Genomic DNA, 16,138 nt, shown 5'->3' on the forward strand with positions numbered 1-16,138 from the left:
CAGAGGGCGGGGAGAAGAAAACGCTAACCCGCGCCGTGCGGGCGGGTAAACCCCAGGCGGGTCGTTTCAACCCCCGCGCGCATCAGTCCGGCGTATTGGCGTCCAGCTCGTCCAGCCACACCCGCGCCGAGGAATCCGACGGCGCCCGCCAGTCGCCGCGCGGCGACAGCGATCCGCCCGTCACCACCTTCGGCCCGTTCGGCACGGCCGAGCGTTTGAACTGGCTGGTCTGGAAGAAGCGGATCAGGAACTTCCTCAGCCACCCCTTGATGGTCGGCAGGTCATGGGCGACGCGCTCGCCCTGCGGCAGGCCGACCGGCCAACTTCCCGTCGCCGCATCGCCCCAGACCTGATGCGCCAGATAGGCGACCTTGGACGGCTTCAGGCCGAAGCGGCTGATGTAGAACAGGAAGAAGTCGTTCAGCGCATATGGGCCGACAATGCTCTGCGTCGACTGGATCGCGCCGTCGGCGCCCGCCGGCACCAGTTCGGGCGAAATCTCCGTGGCCAGGATGGCGTGCAGCGTCGGGGTCGCCGCCTCGCCGACCAGGCCGCGCTCAGCCACCCAGCGGATCAGGTGCTGGATCAGGGTCTTCGCCACCCCGCCGTTGACGTTGTAGTGGCTCATGTGGTCGCCGACGCCATAGGTGCACCAGCCCAGCGCCAGTTCCGACAGGTCGCCGGTGCCCAGCACGAAGCCGTGGTTCTGATTGGCCAGACGGAACAGATAGTCGGTGCGCAGGCCCGCCTGGACGTTCTCGAAGGTGATGTCGTGCACCGGCTCGCCATTCGAGAATGGATGGCCGATGTCGCGCAGCATCTGTTCGGCGGCGGGGCGAATGTCAATCTCGGCCCCCGTCACCCCCAGCGCCTTCATCAGCGCCCAGGCGTTCGACTTGGTGCCGTCCGACGTCGCGAACCCCGGCATGGTGAAAGCGAGGATGCCGGTGCGCGGCAGCTCCAGCCGATCAAAGGCGCGGCAGGCCACCAGCAGGGCCTGGGTCGAATCCAGACCGCCCGAGACGCCGATCACCAGGGTCTTCGACCCCGTCGCCGTCATCCGCCGCATCAGCCCCTGGACCTGAATATTGAAGGCCTCGAAGCAGTCCTGATCCAAACGCGCGGCGTCGTCCGGCACGAAGGGGAAGCGGTCCAGCGGACGGATCAGAGCGTCGCCCGGCCCCTGCCCCGCCTCGAACGGCACCACCGTCGCAGCCTCGCCCTCCAGACGGGCGCAGTCGGCGAAGGTGCCGTTGCGCAGGCGGTCCAGACCGATGCGGTCCACATCCACGTCAGCGACGGTCAGATGGCTGTGCAGGGCGAAGCGCTCGCCCTCGGCCAGCCGCGCCCCCAATTCATGAATGGTCGCCTGACCATCCCACGCCAGATCCGTGGTGCTTTCGCCCCAGCCCGAGGCGGCGAAGACATAGGCCGACAGGGTGCGCGCCGACTGGCTGGCGCACAGCAGGGCGCGCTCGTCCGCCTTGCCGATGACGATGTTGGAAGCCGAGAGGTTGCACAGGATGCGCGCCCCCGCGAGCGCCGCCCGCGTCGAGGGCGGCTGAGGCGCCCAGAAATCCTCGCAGATCTCGACGGCGAAGACGAAGCCCGGACGGTTCGTCGCCTCGAAGATCAGGCCCGGCGCGAAATCGACGCTCGTACCGTTCAGCAGGACGGCATCCTCGCTGCGGCTGGCGGCGGGCGCGAACCAGCGCTTCTCATAATATTCGCGGTAGTTGGGCAGATAGGTCTTCGGGACCACGCCCAGCACCTCGCCCCCGCCCAGCACTACGGCGCAGTTGAACAGGGCGTCGCCGTTACGGATCGGCGCGCCGATCACGGCGATGACGCCCGCCTCGTCCGCGACCTCGGCCAGACGCGCGATCTGGCGTTCCACCTCTTCCAGCAGAGCCGCCTGCATGTGCAGGTCGTCGATGGCGTAGGCGCTCAAGGACAGTTCGGGGAAGACCAGCAGGTCTGCGCCCCGTTCGCCCGCCTGACGGATCAGCCGTTCGTGTTCCTCGGCGTTGGCGGCCGGGTCGGCGACATGGACCACCGGCGTCGCGGCGGCGACGCGCACGAAGCCGTGGCTGCGCGGGGCATGGAAGGAATGCGTCTCAGACTTCGCCATCTATTTTCCGCTCATCCCGGCCGACGCCGGGAGCCAGTAAAAGCCATAGGCACAGACCTTGCGGCCTTCCCGATCAATATAGGGTTGCGCCGCGAAGCCAAAGCACTGGCTCCCGGCGTCGGCCGGGATGAGCGGTTTGTAGTGACCTGCGAACCGCTGTCGGCTAAGGCTCACGTCATGAGCGATACGCCCAAAAAAGGCTGGTTCCAGCGGCTGAGCGAAGGCCTGTCCCGGTCTTCGAAACAGATGACCGATCAGGTCGTCTCGACCTTCGTCAAAGAGCCCCTCTCGGAGGAGGCGCTGGAGCGGCTGGAAGAGCATCTGATCGAGAGCGATCTCGGCCCCGCCGCCTCGGCCCGCATCGTCGAGCGCTTCCGCGAGCTGCGCTTCGGCAAGACCTCCGACGAGCGCGAGATCAAGGAGGCCCTGGCCGAGGCCGTGGCCGCCGAACTGACGCCGCGTCAGGCGACGTTCGACCCGCTGTCGGGGCCCAAGCCCTATGTCGTCCTGTTCGTCGGCGTGAACGGCTCGGGCAAGACCACGACCCTGGGCAAGATCGCCTCGGACCTGACGGCTAAGGGCGCCAAGGTGATGATCGTCGCCGGCGACACCTTCCGCGCCGCCGCCCGCGAACAGCTCAAGGTCTGGGCCGACCGCGCGGGCGCCCATTTCGAGAGCCGCCGCGACGGCGCCGACGCCGCCGGCCTGGCCTTCGACGCCTTCGCCAAGGCGAAGGAAGAAGGCTTCGACGTCGTGCTGATCGACACGGCCGGGCGGCTGCAGAACAAGTCGACCCTGATGGACGAACTGCTGAAGATCGTGCGCGTGCTGAAGAAGGTCGATCCCGACGCCCCGCACGAAACCCTGCTGGTGCTGGACGCCACCGTCGGCCGCAATGCGCTGGAGCAGGAAAAGATCTTCGGCCGCACCGCCTATGTCTCGGGCGTGGTGATGACCAAGCTGGACGGCACCGCGCGCGGCGGCGTCCTGGTGCCCGTGGCCCAGGCCTCGGACGCCCCGATCAAGCTGATCGGCGTCGGCGAAGGGGTCGAGGATCTGCAACCGTTCGACGCCCGCGCGTTTTCCCGATCCCTGGTCGGGCTTGAGGACTGAAGCGTATGAGTGAAGCGACCGAAACCAAGCGTCCGCAGTGGATTCGTCAGGCTGTCGACTTCGGCGCCCTTGTCGCCTTCATGGCCGCCTATTTCATCACCCGCGACATGATCAAGGCGACCTGGGTTCTGGTCATCGCCTCGATCATCGCCCTGGCCGTCGGCTTCGTGCTGGAGCGGCGCCTGGCGCCCATGCCCCTGATCACCGGCGGCTTCGCCCTGGTGTTCGGCATCCTGACCATCGTCACCGACGACGACCTGTTCGTGAAGCTGAAGCTGACGGTGCAGAACGGCCTGCTGGCCGCCGTCCTGCTGGGCTCGCTGCCGCTGAAGAAATACCCGTTCAAGGCCCTGCTGGGTTCGGCCATCAAGGTGACGGATGAGGCCTGGCGCAAGCTGACCTTCCGCTACGGCCTCTACTTCCTGGCCGTCGCCATCGCCAATGAGGTGTTCCGCAGCCCGACCGCCGTCACCGCCATCTGGTCGACGCTGAACCTGGGGACGCCCGATCCCAACGGCGTCTGGACGGCCTTCCGCGGCGTGCTGTGGATCGCGGCCTCCATCTTCGGCCTGTCGCAGGTGCCGCTGATCCTGAAGAACATGACCAAGGACGAGGAACGCGGCCCCGTCTCCCCCGACACGGGCCTTTAGTTTTAGAGCGTCTCGCTTCTCGCCGTCATCCTCGGGCTTGACCCGAGGATCGGATTGTCCGCCTGCGCGACGTCGGAACGCAAAAGCGCGCCGCTACGCTCGATCCTCGGGTCAAGCCCGAGGATGACGGAGTGAGTGGCCGTTTCACGCACCCATTCCGGGCCTCAAGTAGGGCGAAGCCCGGTAGGCCCACCAACTAAATGTCTTCAAACCGTCAGCCTTAACGTCGTCAAAGCGTTAAGCCGGGCTGTTAGCTGTTGCAGCATCATCCGGCCACGGCCGGTATCGGGCTGTTCGGGGACGAAGACGATGATCAAGTCGGGCAAGCAGGCGAAGATCAAGGGCGGGCTGGCGGAATCGCCCAGCCATCTGATGCACCGCGCGTTGCAGCTGGCGCTGGACATCTACGCCGAGGAAGCCGGGCCGGACGGCTTGACCCAGCGCCAGTTCGCCGTGCTGGAGGCCGTGGCCGCCCGTTCGGGCCTGACGCAGACCGACCTGGTCAAGGCCACCGGCATCGATCGCTCGACCCTGGCCGACCTGGTGGCGCGGATGACGACCAAGGGCCTGCTGGAGCGCGAACGCTCGACGCTGGACGCCCGCGCCAAGGCCGTGCGCCTGTCGCCCGAGGGCGAGGCCGCCCTGCTGGCCGCCCGCCCGCGCGTCGAGGCCGCCGACAAGCGGATCATGGGCCTGCTGCCCAAGTCCAAGCGCGACAGCTTCCTGGATCTGTTGTGCAGCCTGTCCGACGCCGCCGACGCCGCCCCCGAACAGGCTCGCGCCGACATCAAGGCGGCGAAGAAGGCCGCCAAGGACGCCAAGAAGGCGGAAAAAGCCGCCCGCAAGGGCGACGGCAAGACCGACGGCCGCGGCAAGAAGAAGAAAAAGGGCGAGCCGGTCGTGGAGCAAGCACAGACCGACGACGTCGCCGACGCCGTCGTGGTTCCGCTCAAGGACGCGGCTGAAGGCTAAGTCCTTCCCTTCCGGCGTCCGCCGGGATGAGCGGGGTATTGAGGCTGCGCCCTAAACCCGAATGTCGAGCAGGGAGCCGGGGCGTTGCAGGCGCGACGTCGGCGCCGCCTGTTCGACCGGCGCAGCAGCCGCTGCAGCGGGACGCGCAGTCTCCTCGGCCGCAATCGGCGCCGCCAACCCCATGGCCTGGCGGAAGAAGGCCGACTGGGCCGTTCTCAGGGCGTGGGCCGCACCGCCCGCCTGGGGCGGAAAGGCCGGCCGCTCGGACGAAATCGCGGACATGGGCTGAGGATGCCCGCGCTTCGTCTAGATATGGTTAATGCGCGATTCACCCTGTTTCGGGCGGTCGCCTCAACGCGCCGGGGCGTTCAGGGCGTCGGTCAGCGTCTTCAGGTCCGCGTCGGTCAGGATCGGCCCCGAGGACTTGGCGACGATGGTCCCATAGGCGTCGACGGCGAAGCTCTCGGGCACGCCCGACACGCCCAGGTCCAGCCCGGCGCGTCCCTCGCGATCGACCAGCACCAGGCGATAGGGATCGCCCAGCTCTTCCAGGAAGGCGTCAGTGGCGACGGGATCATCCTTATAGGCCACGCCGACCACGGCGATGCCCTGCTCCTTCAACTTCATCAGATGCGGATGCTCCAGACGGCACGGCGCGCACCAGCTGGCGAACAGGTTGACGATCATCGGCTTGCCGACCCCCGCCGTCTTCAAATCCAGCAGGTCGCTGCCGGCCTTGCCGTCGACCAGAATGGGCAGGACCGTCGTCTGCGGGATCGGCTGGCCGACCAGGGCGTCCGGCTTATAGGTCGGCCCGGCGGCGGGATCGCCCGCCATCCGGTCCATCTGCGTCATCAGGAATATCCCCAGCGCCGCCAGGACGGCGATGGGCAAAAGGGCCAGCCAGCGTTTCATTTGCGGGCGGCCTCCAGCCGGGCCAGCTCGCGCTTCCAGCGACGGGCGGCGATCAGGGCGCGCGCCGACAGGGCGGCCAGCACCACGGCGCTGATCCCCCAGGCGGGCCAGATGAAGGCGCCGTAGGGGCTCATGTCCAGATCAAGCACGAAGCGCCTCCATCAGGCTTCCAGCGCCGCGCGGGCGCGAAGGGTCAGAACGCGGCGGCGACGGACCTCGGTGCGGATCGACGTCAGCCAGATCGCCCCGAACAGCACGGCGTAGGCCGCCATCATGGTCAACAGGGCGGGCAGAAAGACCGGGTCCACGCTGGTCCCGCCCGACCGCAGCAGCGAGGCGGGCTGGTGCAGGGTGTTCCACCAGTCGACCGAAAACTTGACGATCGGCAGATTGATCAGGCCGACCAGGCCCAGCACCGCCGCCGCCCGCGCCGCCTTGGCCTCATCGTCGATCGAGGCGCGCAGGGCCATGTAGCCGAGGTAGAAGAGGAACAGCACCAGCACGCTGGTCAGGCGCGCGTCCCACACCCACCACGTCCCCCACATGGGCTGGCCCCACAGGGAGCCGGTGACCAGGGCCAGGGCCGTGAAGGCCGCGCCCGGCACGGCGGCCGCCCGCGCCGCCGCATCGGCCAGCGGATGGCGGAACACCAGGGCGAAGAAGCTGGACACCCCCAGCGCCCCATAGGCCATCAGACCCAGGCTGGCGGCCGGAACGTGGATGAACATGATGCGGACGGTGTCGCCCTGCTGATAGTCTCCCGGCGCGGCGAAGCTGAACCACGTCCCCAGCAGCAGCAGGCCGAGCGCGCAGATCCACAACACCGGAACCAGGGGGCCGGTGAAGCGCATGAAGCGGTCGGGATTGGCAAGGCCGAACATGGGCCGCCGATTACGCGGCCCAGCGCCCCACGGCAAGCGGGCGCGGCGTCCGACCCTTTGTCGCGGCTCTTAGAGGCTCAGGCCGTGCTGCGCCGCCAGGTCTTTCAGCCCCACCATCGGGCGCGGACCCCAGTGGGCGATGACCTCCGACGCGGCCAGCGAACCCAACGCCCCGGCCTCGGCCAGGGACAGGCCGCGCGACAGGCCCAGCAGAACGCCCGCCGCGTACTGATCGCCCGCGCCCGTGGTGTCGACGACCTTCTCGACCGGATAGGCGGCGACCTCGACCCGTTCGCCGCCGCGGAACAGCACCGAACCGGCGGCGCCGCGCGTCACGGCCGCCACCTCGACGATGCGGCCCAGGTGGGCGGCGGCGTGGTCGAAGTCCTCGGTCTCGAACAGGGCGTGCAGCTCGGCCTCATTGGCCAGGACGATGTCGGCCGAGGTCTCGATGAAGGCCAGCAGCTCGGCGCGCCAGCGGTGAACGACAAAGCTGTCCGACAGGGTGATGGCGACCTTGCGGCCCGCCGCATGGGCGGCGGCGGCGGCGGCCTCGAAAGCCGCGCGGGCCGGGGCCGGATCGAACAGATAGCCTTCCAGATAGACGATGGCGCTGTCGCCGATCACGCCCGCGTCGACGTCGGCCGTGGTCAGCTGGTTGGCGGCGCCCAGGAAGGTGCACATGGTGCGCTGGCCGTCCGGCGTGACGTTGATCAGGCAGCGGCCGGTGCCGAAGCCCTTGCCCGCGCCGTCTTCCAGCACGGGGGTGTCGAAGTGGACGCCGACGGCGCGGATGTCGTGGCTGAAGACCTCGCCCAGGGTGTCCTTGGCCACCTTGCCGATATAGGCGGCGCGCCCGCCGAACGAGCCGACGCCCGCCACGGTGTTGCCCGCCGAACCGCCGGAGGCCTCGACCCCCGCCGCCATGGCGTCATACAGCGCCGCGCTCTGATCCTCGTCGACCAGCTGCATCGAACCGGGGATCAGGCCCTTGGCCTCCAGGAAGGCCGCATCGCACGGCGCCAGGACGTCGACGATGGCGTTGCCCAGGGCGCAGACGTCGAAACGGGCGTTGTGGGCGAAGGGGGGCAGGACTTGGGTCATTCGCGCCCCATAGCGGGCGAGACCGCCGCGCGCCAGAGCGCCGGCCCCGCCGTCGTGCGAAAAGCGGCCCTTCACGCCGATCCGGCGGCGGCCTAAAGCCGATGGACCAGTTGCACACCGCCCTCCCGGGCCATGCGGAGCCGCGCCCATGACCGACGTCGCCGTCCTGACCCCTGATCCGTCCGATCCCACCTATTCGACCCTGTGGCCCGGCGTGCTGGACCGGCTGGGCGAGGCGCTGGCGACGGCGGGGATCACGGCGCGGCCGACGCCCTGGACCGATCACGTCGAGAACGCCCGCGCCCTGATGGACTTCCCCCTGGTCCTGCCGCTGCTGGTCTGGGGCTATCATCAGCATCACGACCGCTGGGTCCAGGCCTGCACGACCTGGGCCGAGGCGGGCGCGCCCCTGGCAAATCCGGCCGCGACCCTGCGCTGGAACGCCGACAAACGCTATCTGGCCCGCCTGGCGGAAAAGGGCGTCGCCGTGCCCGAGACGATCTTCGCCGACCACGTCGACGCTGCGGTTCTGGAAGCCGCCTTCGCCGCCACGGGGGCCGAGACCCTAATCGTCAAGCCGACCGTCTCGGGCGGCGCCTGGCGCACCCTGCGGGTGGCGGCGGGCGACCTGCTGGACGCGGCCCTGGCCGACGCCCCCGTCGGCGGAACGATGATCCAGCCCTATCTCAAGGCCATCGAGACCGAGGGCGAGACCTCCCTGCTCTATTTCGGCGGCGAACTGAGCCACGTCGTGAACAAGCGCCCCGGCGCGGCGGGCGAGTTCCGCATCCAGACCCAGTACGGCGGACAATACCAAGCGCTGAAGGCCGCGCCCCAGGGCGCGCTTGATCTGGCCGAACGCACCCTGGCCGCCATCGACGAAGACCTACTCTACGCCCGCATCGACATGACCAAGGACGACGATGGCGACTGGGTGCTGATGGAGGCCGAACTCATCGAGCCGGACTTCTACCTGGCCGCCGCGCCTGAAGCCGGCGCCCGCTTCGGTCAGGCGGTGCGGGCGCGGCTGGAGCGCTAGGCCTACACGCCCATGAAGCTGGCCCGCGACGGGCACAGGTCGGAGATCACGCAGGCGCTGCACTTCGGCCGCTGCGCCAGGCAGGTGTAGCGACCGTGCAGGATCAGCCAGTGGTGCGCCTTGGGCAGCCAGGCCTCGGGCACCACCTGGTGCAGCTGGACCTCCACCTTGTCCGGCGTCGCCGCATTGGCCAGGCCCAGTCGGTGCGAGACGCGGAAGACGTGGGTGTCCACCGCGATGGCCGGCTCGATCCCCAGTTCATTCAGCACCACGCTGGCGGTCTTGCGCCCGACGCCCGGCAGGGCCTGCAGGTCAGCGCGGTTCAGCGGCACCTCGCCGCCGTGCTTCTCGACCAGCATCCGGGCGGCGGCGATGACGTTCTTCGCCTTGGTGCGGTAAAGGCCGATGGAGGCGATCAGGGGGATCAGCCCCTCTTCGCCCAGGGCCAGCATCTTCTGCGGCGTGTCGGCGACGGCGAACAGGGCCTTGGTCGCCTTGTTGACCCCCACGTCGGTCGCCTGGGCCGACAGGGCGACGGCCACCACCAGGGTGTAGGGATTGACGAAGTCCAGCTCGGTCTTCGGATCGGGCATGACGCCTGACAGGCGGACGAAGATCTCCTCCACCCGGTCTTCATCCGGCGGCCAGCTGATGACGGCGCCGACAGGGGCCTTCTTCGGCTGGCGCGAACGCTTGCCCGGCGGCGGGGTCAGCCCGGCCTTCTGAACGGCCTTCTTCTGGCGGGAGGCGGATTTCAACGGAGCCATGCCCCCCGCTTCGCCTTCCCCGCGCCCGGCGTCAATGTCGCGCGCTCGCGACGCTGCGACAAAAAATCGCAGTCGCGCCTTGTATTCTGGACCGCTCCGTCCATTTTACGCGTGAAATCGAAGCGAGCTGTCTCCCCCATGGCCTTCCCCGCCCCGCTCAAGAAGCGCCTGCCCCTGATCGTCGCCGGCGTCGTCGGCCTGGGCCTGATTATCGGCGGCGTGGTCTGGTGGCAGGGCAAGCAGCGCTGGGAAGGCACCGACAACGCCTTCGTCCAGGCCGACACCGTGGCCGTCAGCCCGCGCATCGGCGGCGAGGTGGTCGAAGTCCTGGTCAAGGACAACCAGCGCGTCGAGGCCGGTCAGGTGCTGGTCCGGCTGGACGACGCGGACGCCCGCGCCGCCCTGGCCCAGGCCCAGGCCAATCTGGCGGCCCTGACCGCCGCCGTCGCCAATGTCGACGCCCGGACCGAGCAGGAGCAGGCCACGATCGCCGCCCGCGCCGCCGCCGTGACCCAGGCCCAGGCCCAGGCGAACCTCGCCCACGCCGAGATCGACCGTTACGGCAAGCTGGCCGATCAGGGCTGGGTGTCGCAGCAGCGCATCGAGACCCAGCGCGCCGCCGCCGAGACCGCCCGCGCCTCGGTCGCCCAGGCCCAGGCCGCCCTGACCGCCGAACAGCGCACCGCCGCCGTCCTCGGCTCCTCGCGCCAGCAGAGCGTGGCCGCCGTCGAACAGGCGCGCGCCCTGGTCGATCAGGCGCAGCTGACGCTGGACCGCACGGTGATCCGCGCTCCGGTCGCGGGCGTCGTCGGCGCGCGCGGCGTGCGCCTCGGCCAGGTGGTGCAGGCGGGCGGCCAGCTGATGTCCGTAGTGCCGCTGCAGGACACCTATGTCGTCGCCAACTTCAAGGAGACCCAGGTCGGGCGGATGCGTCTGGGCCAGGCGGTCGAGATCAAGGCCGACGCCTTCCCCGGCCGGTCGCTGCAGGGCCGTATCGACAGCTTCGCCCCGGCCACCGGCTCGGAATTCGCCCTGATCCCGGTCGAGAACGCCACCGGCAACTTCACCAAGATCACCCAGCGCGTGCCCGTCCGCATCGTCGTCCAGCGCGACGCCTCGGGCCAGCCGATCGTCCTGCGGCCCGGCCTGTCGGTCGAGGTCAAGGTCGACCTGAAGAGCCAGGGCGGGCCTGCCTTCGCCGAAGCCCACATGGGCGAGACGGCGCTGGCCCAGGCCGCTGACCCGAGCTCCGCCCGGTGACGGACGCCGCCGCGTCTTCGGCTCAGGCGGCCCCCGCCGACCAGCCCGAGATCAACTGGACCGTGCTGCTGCTCGGCTTCGCCGGCATGGTCATCGGCCAGTTCATGGCCATCCTCGATATCCAGATCGTCGCCGCCTCCCTGCCGCAGATCCAGGCCGGGGTCGGCGCCTCCGCCGATGAGATCAGCTGGATCCAGACCGCCTATCTGATCCCCGAGGTCGTGATGATCCCCCTGTCGGGATACCTGTCGCGTTTGTGGGGCACGCAGAAGGTGTTTCTGGCCTCCTGCCTCGGCTTCCTGGTGATGAGCGTGGCCGTGGGCCTGTCGTCGTCGATCGAGATGATGATCGTCTTTCGCGCGCTCCAGGGCTTCGTCGGCGGGGCCATGATCCCGACCGTCTTCGCCGTGGCCTTCACCGCCTTCCCGCCCGAGCGGCGCGTGACGGCCAGCGTCATCATGGGGCTGATCGTAACGCTGGCCCCCACCGTCGGCCCGACGCTAGGCGGGCACCTGACGGAATGGCTCAGCTGGCGCTGGCTGTTCTTCATCAACGTCTTTCCCGGCGCGATCGTCCTGTTCCTGGTCGGGCGCTACGCCCATTTCGACAAGGGCGACCCCAGCCTGTCCAAGGGCTTCGACTGGCTGGGCCTGGCCCTGATGGCCGCCTTCCTGATGAGCCTGCAATTCGTGTTGGAAGAGGGCGCCAAGGAGGACTGGTTCGCCAACGACATGATCCTGCTGCTCAGCGTCGTCGCCGCCGTCTGCGGTCCGGCCTTCGTCTGGCGCTCGCTCAGCTACCGCAATCCGATCGTCGAGCTGCGCGCCTTCGGCAACCGCAACTTCGTGGTCGGGGTGCTGATGACCTTCATCGTCGGGGCGGCCCTGTTCGGCGGCACCTTCCTGCTGCCGCTGTTCCTCGGCCGGGTGCGTGACTATTCGGCGGCCGAGGTCGGCACCACCATGGTCGTCTCCGGGCTGGCCATGTTCGCCACAGGCCCCATCGCCGGGCGGCTGGTGCGGGCGGTGGACGCCCGCATCCTGATGTTCGTGGGCTTCATGATGGCCGCCTGGGGCATGTGGGACGCCCGCATCGTGACGGATCAGTGGGGCTTCTGGGAGTTCGCGGGGGTCCAGGCCATGCGCGGCGCCGGCGTCATGCTGGCCATGATCGCCTCGCAACAGGTGACGATGGCCACCCTGCCGCCGCACATGGTCAAGAACGCCTCGGGCCTGGTGAACCTGTCGCGCAACGTCGGCGGCGCCTTCGGCCTGGCCATCCTCAACACCTCCCTGACCCAGAACACCGCCCTGCACATGGTCGAGCTGACCAGCGCCATCGACCAGACCCATCAGGGGGTGCGCGACATGATGGCGGGCATGGCCGTGCGCTTCGCCGGCTCCATCGACCCCCAGGCCTCGGCGATGAAGGCGATCTACGGCCTGTTGCAGAAACAGGCGACCACCCTGGCCTTCGGCGACGCCTTCGCCCTATTAGCCATCGGCTGCGCCTGCGCCGGTTTCCTGACCCTGCTGTCCAAACCGGCCAAGCCCAATCCCTCCGCAGCTCCTACGGACGCCCACTGATGCCCCGCGCCCTCGGCCAGATCGACGAACACAAGAGCCGCGCCATCCTGCGCGCCGCCGCCGAACTCTTCATGGAGAAGGGCGCCAAGGTCTCCATGGCCGAGGTCGCCCGGCGCGCGGGCGTGTCCAAACAGACCCTCTACAACCGCTATCCGACCAAGACGGACATCGCCCGCGACCTGGCGGCCCAACGCTCGGAAGAGACCCTGGCCCCCCTCGCCTCCGACATGGACGTCGAGACCGCCCTGGCAAGCGTAGCCGAGACCCTGATCCGGCGCGTCTGCATCGAGGGGCGCGGCGTCGCCCTGCGCGGCATGGCCCTGGCCTCGCCCGAGGCGCCAGAGCTGGCGCGCGTCGTCTATGACGCGGGGCCCGGCCAGAACCTGCGCCGTCTGGCCGTCTGGCTGGAGGAGCAGGACCGCCTGGGCCGCCTGTCCGCGCCCGATCCCGTCGCCGCCGCCGAGATGTTCACCGGCATGGTGCTGGGCCACGGCCACCTGCGCTCGGTGCTGGGCCTGCCCCACCCCGAGATCGACGACATTCCCGCCCGCGCCCGCGAGGCCGCCTGTCGCTTCGTGCGCGCCTTCGCGCCGCAATAGGCGTTCGCGCTCGATTGGCCCTGAAGGCGGATCAGCGTAAAGCCGCCCCCAGTCCCCTCACCTCCCGCCCGTCGGAGTCCTTCCCATGCTGATCCACCTGTCGTCCTGGCCCGAGATCGACGAGCGCCTGAAGTCCGGCGCCCTTCTGTCCAAGACGGTGATCGTGCCGATCGGCTCGAACGAACAGCACGGGCCGACGGGCCTGCTGGGCACCGACTGGCTGTGCCCCGAGATCATCGCCCACGCCGCCGAAAAGGGCGACGACAGCCTGGTGATCACGCCGACCTTCAACATCGGCATGGCCCAGCACCACCTGGCGTTTCCCGGCACCATCACCCTGCGCCCGTCGACCTTCATGGCGGCGATCGCCGACTGGGTGTCGTCGCTGACGCGCCACGGCTTCGAGCGCATCTATTTCCTCAACGGCCACGGCGGCAACGTCGCCACCATCGAGGCCGCTTTCGCCGAGATCTATGCCGACTGGTCCTTCACGCCCGAGCCCTGGGCCGAGCGCCCGCCCTTCGTGCTGAAGCTGCGCAACTGGTGGGATCTGCCGGGCGTGCAGAAGCTGTGCGAGGACATCTTCCCGACCGGCCACGGCAGCCACGCCACCCCGTCCGAGATCGCCGTGACCCAGGCCGGCTATCCCGACCGGATCAAGACCGCCGACTATGAGCCGAAGATCGCCCCCTTCGGCCCGATCCGCGACGCCAACGACTATCGCGCCCGCTTCCCCGACGGCCGCATCGGCTCGGACCCGGCCCAGGCGACCCCGGAAAAGGGCCAGCGCATCATCGACGCCGCCGTTCCGGCCCTGATCCGCGACCTGACCGACTTCGCGCAAGAAGTCTTGCCGGTCGCCTGAAACCAGCCCAGGGTCGTTGCATGAGCCCCATGCAGAAGACGGCCCGCAACGCCCTGCGCAACGCCCAGGCCGGTCAGGAACTGGCCCAGGCCTCGGCCGCCGTCATCACGCGACGGTTCGAGATCATGGGCGAGGCTCTGGCCGACCCCCTGCGCGCCGACCACGCCGAACTCAGCCGCATGGGCGCGGAGAAGGTCGAGGCCATGACGGCCTCGGCCGGGGCCGCCTATACCGGCGCGCTGGACCTGGCCGAACGCGCCGGGCGTCTGGCCGCGCGCGAGGGGGCCGAGGCCGCAGACTGCCTGGCCAAACTGGCCCGCGCCGACACCCCCTTCGCCTTCGCCGCCGCCCAGACCGACTGGGCCCTGGGCGCCTGGAGCCGAGCGCTGAACGACAGCTGGTCCTTCTACGGCGCTGCGCTGAAGGCGCAGGCTAAGACCATGGCCCCCGTCCACGCCAAGGCCACGGCCAATGCGCGGCGCCTGAAGCGCTGACCTCGCGCGGGCGTGATGGAACGCCCGGCGGCGTCGCCGGATTGCCTTTGCATCCATGCGGAGGAGATCACCATGGCCGAGAAAGACCCCAAAGACCCCCACCCCGGCATGATGGGCGACGGCACCGAGGAGCAAAACCTCAACCAGCCCGGCGACCCCTCCAAGCGGATCACCGAGGAAGAGGTCGACGAAGCCTTCACCAAGGATCCGAAGCTGGTGCCGAAGGAATAGGCGGGACGCGGCTTCCACGCCGCTTCCCCCGCCGTCATCCTCGGGCTTGACCCGAGGATCCAGAGGCCTCGCGCGATGGGCATCCGTCTGAACGCCTTCGCCGCCGCTCCAAACGCAGCAAGTTGGGGCGCCTATGAGGGCCCTTACGCCGTCCGAATAACCCCGTCCCGCGCCTCGACCGGCCAGGGCGTCAGCTTGCCGCCCGCGCAGGGCCCCGCGACGCAGGCGCCCGACAGAGGCTCGAACGCCGCCCCGTGCCAGCCGCACAGGATCAGCGAGCCGTCCGGCGTCAGATAGCGGTCCAGCTCCATCGCGATGGGAAAGCCCGCGTGCGGGCAGCGATCCACCCAGCCCGCGACCTGACCGTCCTTCTTCACCACGAAGCCGTGGAAGAAGGCCTCGCCGATCTGCAGCACGAAGCCGCGCGAGCCGGGATCATTGATGTCCGCCTCAAGACACAGGGCCACGTTCGGCGGCGTCTTCCAGACCCGCTTGCGCTCCTGCGTCTCGGCCGCCGGATCCTCTTGCGCCACTATTCGCGCTCGGGCTTCAGCGGGCGGCTCATCAGGCTCTCGATCGCCTGATCCACCGTCAGCTCGCCCGCCAGCACCGCCGCCGTCGCCTCGCAGATCGGCGTGTCGACGCCCAGCTTGCGCGTCAGTTCGCGCACGGCCGGCGCGCTCTCATAGCCCTCGGCCACTGAGCGCTTGCCTTCCAGCGCCTGCTCGACGCTGAGGCCCTGCCCCAGGGCCAGGCCCAGGCTCATGTTGCGCGATTGCGGGCTGGAGCAGGTCAGCACCAGATCGCCGACGCCGCACAGCCCCGCCACCGTCTCAGCCTTGCCGCCCAGCGCTGTCGCCACGCGCACGATCTCGGCATAGCCGCGGGTGATGACGGCCGCATGGGCGCTGCGCCCCAGTTCGCGGCCCTCGACAATGCCGCAGGCGATGGCCAGCACGTTCTTCAGCGCCCCGCCCGTCTCGGCCCCGATCAGGTCGTCGGCGTAATAGGGGCGGAAGACCGGCCCCGACAGGGCGCCCGCCAGCGCCTCGGCCATCGCCGCATCGGCGCAGGCCAGGGTCACGGCGCTGGGCAGGCCCCGCGCCACCTCGGCGGCGAAGCTCGGCCCCGACAGCACGGCGGCCGTGGCCGAGGGAATCGTCTCGGCCAGCACGTCGGTCATCAGTTTCAGCGAGCCGCGCTCAATGCCCTTGGAGCACAGGATGATGGGCAGGCCCGGCCGGGCGTAGGGCGCGAAGGCCTGCAACGTCGCCCGCATATGCTGGGCGGGCGGCACGGCCAGGATCAGGTCGCAGTCGGCCAGGTCGGCCAGGTCCGAGGTGACGTTGATGGCCGAATCCAACTCGACCCCCGGCAGGAAGGCGTCGTTCATCCGGCGCGTGCGGATGCTCTCGATCACCTCGGGCTCGCGCGCCTGCAGGATGACGGCCAGACCCGCCGCCGCCGCGCTCTGCGCCAGGGCCGTGCCCCAGGCGCCGCCGCCAATTACGCCTGCCGTATGAAATTCCAT

General features: G+C 69.4%; 19 protein-coding genes. 10 read left to right on the forward strand and 9 right to left on the reverse strand.

What is annotated here, in order from left to right:
- Positions 1-82 precede the first annotated feature (82 nt).
- Positions 83-2,131 carry an NAD(+) synthase gene (locus ACU5AP_RS02510; protein ID WP_128719226.1) on the reverse strand — a complete coding sequence of 683 codons (2,049 nt, stop codon included), beginning with the start codon at positions 2,129-2,131 and terminating at the stop codon, positions 83-85.
- Positions 2,132-2,308: 177 nt separating this feature from the next.
- On the opposite strand from ACU5AP_RS02510, the gene ftsY reads away from it, so the two are divergent.
- The 3 genes from ftsY to ACU5AP_RS02525 all read left to right on the forward strand — a co-directional run bounded on the left by ftsY (position 2,309) and on the right by ACU5AP_RS02525 (position 4,866).
- A complete protein-coding gene (gene ftsY / locus ACU5AP_RS02515) occupies positions 2,309-3,244 on the forward strand; it encodes a signal recognition particle-docking protein FtsY (RefSeq protein ID WP_076224632.1) in 936 nt (311 codons plus the stop codon).
- Positions 3,245-3,249: 5 nt separating this feature from the next.
- Positions 3,250-3,894: an inner membrane-spanning protein YciB gene (locus ACU5AP_RS02520; RefSeq protein ID WP_003166610.1), complete on the forward strand. Its 645-nt coding sequence runs from the start codon at positions 3,250-3,252 to the stop codon at positions 3,892-3,894.
- Positions 3,895-4,203: 309 nt separating this feature from the next.
- Positions 4,204-4,866 (forward strand): MarR family winged helix-turn-helix transcriptional regulator, encoded by a 663-nt coding sequence (locus ACU5AP_RS02525; RefSeq protein WP_128719225.1) that lies wholly within the window; start codon positions 4,204-4,206, stop codon positions 4,864-4,866.
- 51 nt (positions 4,867-4,917) lie between these two features.
- Here the strand turns inward: ACU5AP_RS02525 and ACU5AP_RS02530 are convergent, their stop codons facing one another.
- The 5 genes from ACU5AP_RS02530 to ACU5AP_RS02550 form a co-directional block, all read right to left on the reverse strand.
- The gene (locus ACU5AP_RS02530; protein ID WP_046652743.1) at positions 4,918-5,148 is read right to left on the reverse strand and encodes a hypothetical protein; all 231 of its coding nucleotides are present in this window, start codon (positions 5,146-5,148) and stop codon (positions 4,918-4,920) included.
- Between the two features lie 69 nt (positions 5,149-5,217).
- Positions 5,218-5,781: a DsbE family thiol:disulfide interchange protein gene (locus tag ACU5AP_RS02535; protein ID WP_128719224.1), complete on the reverse strand. Its 564-nt coding sequence runs from the start codon at positions 5,779-5,781 to the stop codon at positions 5,218-5,220.
- Positions 5,778-5,930 (reverse strand): heme exporter protein CcmD, encoded by a 153-nt coding sequence (gene ccmD / locus ACU5AP_RS02540; RefSeq protein WP_128719223.1) that lies wholly within the window; start codon positions 5,928-5,930, stop codon positions 5,778-5,780. Before ccmD ends, ACU5AP_RS02535 begins: the two co-directional genes overlap by 4 nt.
- A 12-nt stretch (positions 5,931-5,942) precedes the next feature.
- Complete coding sequence (gene ccmC, locus ACU5AP_RS02545; protein WP_003166604.1) at positions 5,943-6,662, reverse strand: heme ABC transporter permease CcmC; 720 nt, start codon at positions 6,660-6,662, stop codon at positions 5,943-5,945.
- Between the two features lie 69 nt (positions 6,663-6,731).
- On the reverse strand, positions 6,732-7,766 hold the full coding sequence (locus ACU5AP_RS02550) for an adenosine kinase (protein ID WP_128720690.1): 1,035 nt from the start codon (positions 7,764-7,766) through the stop codon (positions 6,732-6,734).
- A gap of 148 nt (positions 7,767-7,914) precedes the next feature.
- Here ACU5AP_RS02550 and ACU5AP_RS02555 point away from each other — a divergent pair, with 148 nt between their 5' ends.
- Positions 7,915-8,805 (forward strand): ATP-grasp domain-containing protein, encoded by an 891-nt coding sequence (locus tag ACU5AP_RS02555; RefSeq protein ID WP_076224640.1) that lies wholly within the window; start codon positions 7,915-7,917, stop codon positions 8,803-8,805.
- A 2-nt stretch (positions 8,806-8,807) separates the two neighbouring features.
- Here the strand turns inward: ACU5AP_RS02555 and nth are convergent, their stop codons facing one another.
- Complete coding sequence (nth, locus tag ACU5AP_RS02560; RefSeq protein WP_223850641.1) at positions 8,808-9,572, reverse strand: endonuclease III; 765 nt, start codon at positions 9,570-9,572, stop codon at positions 8,808-8,810.
- 138 nt (positions 9,573-9,710) lie between these two features.
- On the opposite strand from nth, the gene ACU5AP_RS02565 reads away from it, so the two are divergent.
- The 6 genes from ACU5AP_RS02565 to ACU5AP_RS02590 all read left to right on the forward strand — a co-directional run bounded on the left by ACU5AP_RS02565 (position 9,711) and on the right by ACU5AP_RS02590 (position 14,607).
- Positions 9,711-10,832, forward strand: coding sequence for an HlyD family secretion protein (locus ACU5AP_RS02565; protein WP_128719222.1), 1,122 nt, complete (start codon positions 9,711-9,713; stop codon positions 10,830-10,832).
- On the forward strand, positions 10,829-12,418 hold the full coding sequence (locus tag ACU5AP_RS02570; RefSeq protein ID WP_446680751.1) for a DHA2 family efflux MFS transporter permease subunit: 1,590 nt from the start codon (positions 10,829-10,831) through the stop codon (positions 12,416-12,418). Before ACU5AP_RS02565 ends, ACU5AP_RS02570 begins: the two co-directional genes overlap by 4 nt.
- Complete coding sequence (locus ACU5AP_RS02575) at positions 12,418-13,017, forward strand: TetR/AcrR family transcriptional regulator (protein ID WP_046652733.1); 600 nt, start codon at positions 12,418-12,420, stop codon at positions 13,015-13,017. The genes ACU5AP_RS02570 and ACU5AP_RS02575 overlap by 1 nt, the downstream gene beginning before the upstream one ends.
- Positions 13,018-13,102: 85 nt before the next feature.
- Positions 13,103-13,882: a creatininase family protein gene (locus ACU5AP_RS02580; RefSeq protein WP_125899601.1), complete on the forward strand. Its 780-nt coding sequence runs from the start codon at positions 13,103-13,105 to the stop codon at positions 13,880-13,882.
- A gap of 20 nt (positions 13,883-13,902) precedes the next feature.
- Positions 13,903-14,376 (forward strand): phasin family protein, encoded by a 474-nt coding sequence (locus tag ACU5AP_RS02585; protein WP_446680752.1) that lies wholly within the window; start codon positions 13,903-13,905, stop codon positions 14,374-14,376.
- A 72-nt stretch (positions 14,377-14,448) separates the two neighbouring features.
- Positions 14,449-14,607 (forward strand): hypothetical protein, encoded by a 159-nt coding sequence (locus ACU5AP_RS02590; protein WP_223850640.1) that lies wholly within the window; start codon positions 14,449-14,451, stop codon positions 14,605-14,607.
- Positions 14,608-14,750: 143 nt separating this feature from the next.
- Here the strand turns inward: ACU5AP_RS02590 and ACU5AP_RS02595 are convergent, their stop codons facing one another.
- The gene (locus ACU5AP_RS02595) at positions 14,751-15,140 is read right to left on the reverse strand and encodes a Rieske (2Fe-2S) protein (RefSeq protein ID WP_446680753.1); all 390 of its coding nucleotides are present in this window, start codon (positions 15,138-15,140) and stop codon (positions 14,751-14,753) included.
- Positions 15,140-16,138 carry an NAD(P)H-dependent glycerol-3-phosphate dehydrogenase gene (locus ACU5AP_RS02600; protein ID WP_046652729.1) on the reverse strand — a complete coding sequence of 333 codons (999 nt, stop codon included), beginning with the start codon at positions 16,136-16,138 and terminating at the stop codon, positions 15,140-15,142. Before ACU5AP_RS02600 ends, ACU5AP_RS02595 begins: the two co-directional genes overlap by 1 nt.

Source organism: Brevundimonas sp. RM1, assembly GCF_052907225.1.